Source organism: Paenibacillus abyssi, assembly GCF_014640295.1.
Taxonomy (GTDB): domain Bacteria; phylum Bacillota; class Bacilli; order Paenibacillales; family Paenibacillaceae; genus Paenibacillus_D; species Paenibacillus_D abyssi.
The window spans coordinates 1-6,546 of sequence record NZ_BMGR01000031.1 but is presented as its reverse complement, the minus strand read 5'-3'; the positions used below and the strand labels follow the sequence as shown (position 1 = coordinate 6,546).

Annotated in this window: 5 protein-coding genes and 1 rRNA gene; all 6 read right to left on the bottom strand. The window is 48.5% G+C overall.

Annotated elements, in window-relative coordinates:
* Positions 1–91: 91 nt before the first annotated feature.
* The gene (gene clpC / locus IEW11_RS24695) at positions 92–2,557 is read right to left on the bottom strand and encodes an ATP-dependent protease ATP-binding subunit ClpC (protein ID WP_188533763.1); all 2,466 of its coding nucleotides are present in this window, start codon (positions 2,555–2,557) and stop codon (positions 92–94) included.
* An 18-nt stretch (positions 2,558–2,575) separates the two neighbouring features.
* On the bottom strand, positions 2,576–3,640 hold the full coding sequence (gene mcsB / locus IEW11_RS24690; RefSeq protein WP_188533762.1) for a protein-arginine kinase McsB: 1,065 nt from the start codon (positions 3,638–3,640) through the stop codon (positions 2,576–2,578).
* A gap of 20 nt (positions 3,641–3,660) precedes the next feature.
* On the bottom strand, positions 3,661–4,179 hold the full coding sequence (gene mcsA, locus IEW11_RS24685) for a protein-arginine kinase activator protein McsA (RefSeq protein WP_188533761.1): 519 nt from the start codon (positions 4,177–4,179) through the stop codon (positions 3,661–3,663).
* Between the two features lie 36 nt (positions 4,180–4,215).
* On the bottom strand, positions 4,216–4,677 hold the full coding sequence (locus tag IEW11_RS24680) for a CtsR family transcriptional regulator (protein WP_188533760.1): 462 nt from the start codon (positions 4,675–4,677) through the stop codon (positions 4,216–4,218).
* Between the two features lie 262 nt (positions 4,678–4,939).
* A complete protein-coding gene (locus IEW11_RS24675) occupies positions 4,940–6,130 on the bottom strand; it encodes a GNAT family N-acetyltransferase (RefSeq protein WP_188533759.1) in 1,191 nt (396 codons plus the stop codon).
* A gap of 143 nt (positions 6,131–6,273) precedes the next feature.
* Positions 6,274–6,390: ribosomal RNA gene (gene rrf, locus IEW11_RS24670) — 5S ribosomal RNA — on the bottom strand.
* Positions 6,391–6,546: the final 156 nt, after the last annotated feature.

Sequence of the window (6,546 nt, the reverse complement as noted above, 5' to 3'; positions counted from 1 at the left end):
TCGTCTTTTTTGTTCAATCGCTTTTTCATACTTCAAAAATCGGAAGTTATTCAGTGGCCTCAGTTGGCTCCGGCGGGGGTTATTTATGCCATTATTGCTTTGTTGCAGGCTCGCCTTCCGATGCCGGCTCCTGTTTGTCCTTGAGAACAACCAGCTCGCCATCCTTCTCATCAATGGTAAGCGAATCGCCTTTTGAGATGTTACCCTTCAACAGCTCTTCCGATAAGCGGTCCTCGATATGCTTCTGAATCGCACGGCGCAATGGACGTGCACCATATTGCGGGTCAAAGCCTTCTTTGGACAAGAATGCTTTGGCCTCATCCGTCAATACAAAATCAACTTCCTGCTCACGCAGACGTTTGCGAAGCTCTTCGGACATGAGCGTAACGATCTGCGAGATATGCTCCTGCTCCAGCGAATGGAACACGATTGTTTCATCAATCCGGTTGAGGAACTCCGGACGGAAGCTTTTCTTCAGCTCAGCCATTACTTTATCTTTCATTTGGTTGAACTCACGGCCTGCATCCTGGACAGCAGTAAATCCAAGCGTCGAGTTTCGTTTAATCTGATCCGCACCGACATTGGATGTCATGATGATCAATGTGTTGCGGAAATCGACTACACGGCCTTTGGAATCCGTCAAGCGGCCATCTTCGAGTACCTGAAGCAAAATATTAAATACTTCAGGGTGGGCCTTCTCGATCTCATCGAGCAGCACGACCGAATATGGCTTACGGCGTACCTTCTCGGTTAATTGTCCGCCCTCTTCATAACCAACATATCCTGGAGGGGCGCCGACCAGTCGGGAGGTCGAGTGCTTCTCCATGTACTCGGACATATCAATGCGGATTACCGCATTCTCATCGCCGAACATGGCTTCTGCCAGTGCGCGCGCGAGCTCGGTTTTACCTACTCCTGTCGGGCCAAGGAAAATGAACGAGCCCATTGGGCGCTTCGGATCTTTTAATCCTGCACGAGCACGGCGGATTGCTCTGGACACCGCTTTGACCGCATCGCTCTGGCCAATCACGCGATCATGCAAAATTTCTTCCATCTTCAGCAGACGCTCGGTTTCTTCTTCAGCCAGCTTGCTGACCGGTATTCCCGTCCAACTTGCCACAACTTGAGCGATATCCTCTGTCGTTACTTCCGAATCCGTACGACCTTGCTTTTCTTTCCATTGATTCTTCGTTACATCCAGCTCATCACGGATTTTTTGCTCCGTATCGCGGAGCGCTGCCGCCTTCTCGAACTCTTGGCTCTGAACCGCTGCATCCTTCTCCTTACGGATATCATCCAGGCGGTTTTCGAGCTGCTTCAAATTAGGCGGTACTGTGTAAGAGCGAAGCCTTACTTTAGAGCTTGCTTCGTCAATCAGGTCAATTGCTTTATCCGGCAGGAAACGGTCGGGAATATAACGGTCCGACAGCTTCACCGCTTGTTCGATCGCCTCATCGGTAATTTTCACGCGATGATGTGCTTCATAACGGTCGCGCAGACCGTGCAGGATCTGGATCGCTTCCTCTGGCGACGGCTGATCCACTGTGATCGGTTGGAACCGGCGCTCGAGTGCGGCATCCTTCTCAATATATTTGCGATATTCATCCAACGTTGTTGCACCGATGCATTGAAGCTCTCCGCGGGCCAAAGCCGGCTTCAAAATATTCGAAGCGTCAATTGCGCCCTCTGCGCCGCCTGCGCCGATTAAGGTATGCAGCTCATCGATAAACAGGATGATATTTCCTGCCTGGCGGATTTCATCCATGATCTTCTTCAAACGATCTTCGAATTCACCGCGGTATTTCGTACCGGCCACGACTGAGCCCATATCAAGCGTCATTACGCGTTTGTCACGCAGCGTTTCCGGAATCTCATTGGCGATGATCTTCTGTGCCAAGCCTTCGGCTATCGCTGTTTTACCAACACCGGGCTCACCGATCAATACAGGATTATTCTTCGTCCGGCGGCTGAGCACTTGGATTACACGCTCGATCTCTTTACTTCGTCCAATAACCGGATCAAGGTTGCCGTCGCGGGCAATCGCAGTCAAATCACGAGCCAGTCCATCAAGCGTCGGCGTGCTTACATTAGCGCTCTGGCCATGGCTGCTCGATACCGCCTCACTGCTGCCAAGCAGCTGCAATACTTGCTGGCGGGCTTTATTCAAGCTAATGCCCAGATTGTTAAGTACACGTGCCGCTACCCCTTCACCTTCACGAATCAGGCCCAGCAAAATGTGCTCCGTGCCGACATAGGTATGTCCCAGCTTACGCGCTTCATCCATCGACAGCTCAATGACTTTTTTCGCCCGGGGCGTATAAGCAATATTCGTCGGCTGCTCCTGTCCGCGACCGATTAAAGCTTCCACTTCATCTTGAATTTTCTCAAGACCCAGACCAAGCCCGATCAGGGCTTTTGCCGCAATGCCTTCTCCTTCACGAATAAGGCCCAGCAAAATATGCTCTGTGCCGATATTATTGTGTCCGAGACGTACCGCCTCTTCCTGGGCCAAGGCCAAAACTTTCTGCGCGCGTTCCGTAAATCTTCCAAACATCATGGTCATACACCTCCGTGCTTAAGTTTGTGGTGCTAAATAACGGCGGATTAATTCAGCGCGCCGGATATCCCGTTCCTCTGCATTTAATTTTTCATCAAATACTTGCTGGAGAAATCCCGGCTGCGTTAGTACCATTAATTCATTCATTACCTGCGGAGAGACACTTTGAATCAACCCCAGGTCAATTCCCAGCCTTACATCGGATAATCGCTGCGCCGCTTCCTTTGAATCCATAATCGAAGCGTAGGACAAAATGCCGTAAGAACGTCGTATCCGATCCTCGATTCGAATCTTCGATTCTGCGATTATCCTCTCGCGAGCAGCTTTCTCGTGCTCAATGATCTGCCTTGCAACGCTGTAGAGATTATCAATAATTTCATCTTCGGATTGGCCCAACGTAATTTGGTTGGAAATTTGAAATAAATTGCCTACCGCCTCACTGCCTTCTCCATACAACCCGCGAACCGCAAGACCAACCTGAGTGATCGCTGATAGGATTCGATTGATCTGCTGTGTCAGCACCAATGCTGGTAAATGCATCATAACCGATGCACGTATCCCGGTGCCAACGTTCGTCGGACAGCTGGTTAGATAACCTCTTCGTTCATCAAAAGCATAATCGACTTCATGTTCAAATATATCATCAATGCGGCTGGCCAACTCCCAAGCTTCCTTGATCTGAAACCCCGGATATAAGCATTGGATGCGCAGATGGTCTTCTTCGTTAATCATAATGCTTACTGATTCCGAATCGCTCAGTATCAATGCGCCGCCGCGCGATTCATTTGCCAGATTAGGACTAATCAAATGCTTCTCGACAAGCACGCGTTTCTCAAGCTCATTCAGATCCGATAATACAAAGGTATCGAAGTTTCCAAGCTCATTGAGCTCATCGGAATTGGCTACGGAAGTGAGCTGCTCCATCACCTCGCGGGACTGCTGGTTGGTGGCGAGCATCGGAAACGGTTGATTCCGAATATTGCGGGCGATGCGAATTCGGCTGCTGATGACGATTTCGGAATCCGGACCGTCATTTTTCATCCAATCGCTTAACGCATCCTGCGCAAAACGTCGTTTTCCCACTGCAAACCCTCCTTGAACCGTTACATCTCCGTGATTTTACGTTCCAGTTCGCGAATCCGGTCCCTAAGCTCCGCCGCACTCTCGAACTCCTCTTGTTCAATCTTCTGATGGAGTTCCAGCTTAAGCTGCTCGATCTCACGTTTGAACTGAATTTGTCCTCCGGAACGCTTTGGAATTTTCCCCACATGCGATGTACTGCCGTGCACTCTTTTGAACAGCGGGTCGAGCCGGTCTGTAAAGTGCTTATAACAAGAACTGCACCCAAACCTGCCGATCTTGCTGAACTGGCTGTACGTCAAGCCGCACTCATCACACCGAATCGTTTGCGGTTTCGGTCCGAGGCCCGTCTGATTCGTCTTCTCGAAATCCAACAATCCTGACAGCAAGCTGTGGATTGAAAATCCTCCCGGCGTACCAGGCAAGCTTTCGCCCTTCTCCCTGGCACATGATTCACAAATGTGAAATTCGGTCTTCTCGCCATTCACAATTTTCGTGAAATGCAGCGTGGCCGGCTTTTGACCGCATTCCTGGCAATGCATCGTTTAGTCCCTCCTTCCAAAACAGCGCAGACAGCGCTATTTAACAAGCAGTGAAATGAGCATCGATTTTAATATTCTGGCGCGAAGCTCATCTCTGAGCGGCAGCTTCACGGCAATCACATCCCTGTTGATCGCGGCACGCAGCAGATTGGCTTCCCTTGCGGAGATCATTGTCGCTTCTTCAAGCTGATAGATCAGCCCTTCCGCAGAGCTTTGATCGACCTGATTCCCGATTGTCTGATGGATGTGCCCTTCAATCGCTTTAAGCATTGGCAGCTCAACACGTTGAATCCGAATGTAACCTCCGCCGCCGCGCTTGCTCTCCACCAAGTAACCTTTTTCCAGCGTAAACCTTGTACTAATGACATAATTAATCTGTGAAGGTACACAAGAGAACCGGTCAGCCAAATCATTGCGTTGAATCTCGATTGCGCCATCGGGACTTTCCTGCAGCAGCTGCTTAAGAAATTGTTCGAGAGCATCCGAAATGTTACGCATATCACCAACCTCCCAGAAAATACATCACAACCTATAGTCGGTTTGGCGCAAAAGCCTTTAAAAATCAAATCCCCAATTCTGATGCGATAACTGACTTTGACTTTCTTTGACTTTAAATTTATTATACGCAAAATTACAAAAAAATCAAGAGCATTCACCATGCAATTATATGATGTCTGCTCTTAGCTTGGGTCAGTATGTGGACAAATATACAGGAATCCGGGACGAAGTCATTACTTCCCGAAGTTAATTTCATACAAAATCAGAAAAAATCCATTAAATAAGTTGCTTTATGAGGAATTGCTCTTTCCAGCAGAGCAACCACCTGCTCATTGGCATGCAAGCGCTGTAAAGCCTGAAGTGTGGAAGGCCGCTTATAGCCGAGCAGCATGGCGGTCAGCGTCTGGATATCACAGGTTGCATCGGCACGAAGACGTTGAGCATCAGCAATTTTTTCAACCTTTTGCCGGCCCGTTTCATCAACCATTAACGCAAATTGCGCTTCATTCCAGCCTGCTGCAGCATCATTAACCTCGAGAACAAGCTTCTCGCCTTCCAGCGCTACAAACGGATACTGTTGTATAAAACCTTCGACATCTACGATACGCGCCATAAAATAAGGCGTAATCTCTTGTATTATTCGCGGATCCGGAAGCATGAACGGGAGTAAATCATCTGAAGGAACGGCGGTCAATGTCACTTGATCAACCATGGAGTCATGATCGGCGAAGAAGCGCCATAACCCTTGTCTCGCTTCCTCATCGGGAGCAACCATTTCATGTATGGTCAGCATTCGCTGTTTCACTTCATAAATGGCATATCCCGTCGGTGTATTGCTTGCATTATAATACAATGCCACATTACCTTTCTTGTTGCGCGCTACGGATGTCTGCCACCACTCCTTTGTACGCAGCAATGTTCCATTATAGCGCCGTGCATATGGCTCATAAATTTCATTTAGCAGTTTGATCAGCGCTTCATCTCGCTCCGTTCTTCTCATGACAGATCCTTCAGCTCGGGCGCGGGGAGGCATTTGATTCGTATTCAACTTATAATTTTTATATTCGGTGTAGGTTTCCCAACCATACTTGTGATAAAACGCGAATGAAAACGGATGCAGGAAGGAAAGCGTCTGCCCCTTGTCCTTCATGTCCTTTAGGGCGTTAATGATCAGCTGTTTAACAGTGCCTTTCCTTCTTTGCTCCGGCCAGGTTGCAACTCCGGCGATTCCACCCATTTCAAATGGTTTGCCTTGTATGTATGTGCGCAGCGGCAGAACGGTCAACTTTGCGCATAATTGTTGATGCTCATCAAATGCGCCCCAGGTTTCCTCAGGTTTAAATTGAAGCTGCTGTTCCTTAAGCTGTTCATCCGATAATTCAAATTGAAAGGCATACATGGACAATTTCATGCTCTCCATAAATTCATTCCGATTTAATGTTCGAATTTCCATCGACAATGCCACCTTTCTTCATTTTGTCCCTTAATTATGGCATACCACCATGGATGAAACAATCTTTTCCTATTTAAAGGGATTAACAATGAATCGGATAAAACAACAAAAAACCCACTGAGAAAACTCAGTGGGTTCATCGTGCTTGGCAACGTCCTACTCTTCCAGGACCCTGCGGTCCAAGTACCATCGGCGCTGGAGGACTTAACGGTCGTGTTCGGGATGGGTACGCGTGGTTCCCCTCCGCCATCGTCACCAAACTGCATTTTTGCGAACGCGGATCTTCTTCGAGTGGCCTCAGCAAAAGATGCGTCCGGTAAAATACGAGCATACAATGCTTGCACGCTGAAAACTGGATGCGAAAGTGATGAATTACCTTAGCTGTCTTGCTGTTGTTTAGGATAAGCCCTCGACCG